Annotated in this window: 1 pseudogene; it reads left to right on the top strand. The window is 75.8% G+C overall.

Annotated elements, in window-relative coordinates:
- Positions 1-409 (top strand): annotated as a pseudogene (locus G3I71_RS48970) (coproporphyrinogen III oxidase); the annotation flags it as partial.

The following is a 409-nucleotide window of genomic DNA, read 5'->3' as shown; positions in this document are numbered from 1 at the left end:
AGCTGGCCCGCCGCATCCGCCGCGGCGAGGTCCCCATGACCGACGACGACGTGCACGCCGATCGGTACCTGATCGCGGACTCGGTGATGGCCGACGCGGGCTACCACTGGTACGAGGTGTCGAACTGGGCCACCTCGGAGGCGGGCCGCTGCCTGCACAACGAGCTGTACTGGCGCGGCGCCGACTGGTGGGGCGCCGGACCGGGCGCCCACTCGCACGTCGGCGGGGTCCGCTGGTGGAACGTCAAGCACCCCGGCGCCTACGCGGCCGCCCTCGCCCAGGGCCGCTCCCCGGGCGCGGGGCGCGAACTCCTCTCGGCGGAGGACCGGCGGGTGGAGCGGATCCTGCTGGAGCTGCGCCTCGTGGACGGCGTCCCGCTGACGCTGCTCGCCCTCGCCGGGCTCGCCGC

Origin of the sequence: Streptomyces sp. SID12501, from assembly GCF_010550245.1 — a bacterium.
Classification (GTDB): Bacteria; Actinomycetota; Actinomycetes; order Streptomycetales; family Streptomycetaceae; genus Streptomyces.
This window is presented reverse-complemented; position numbering and strand designations above follow the sequence as displayed.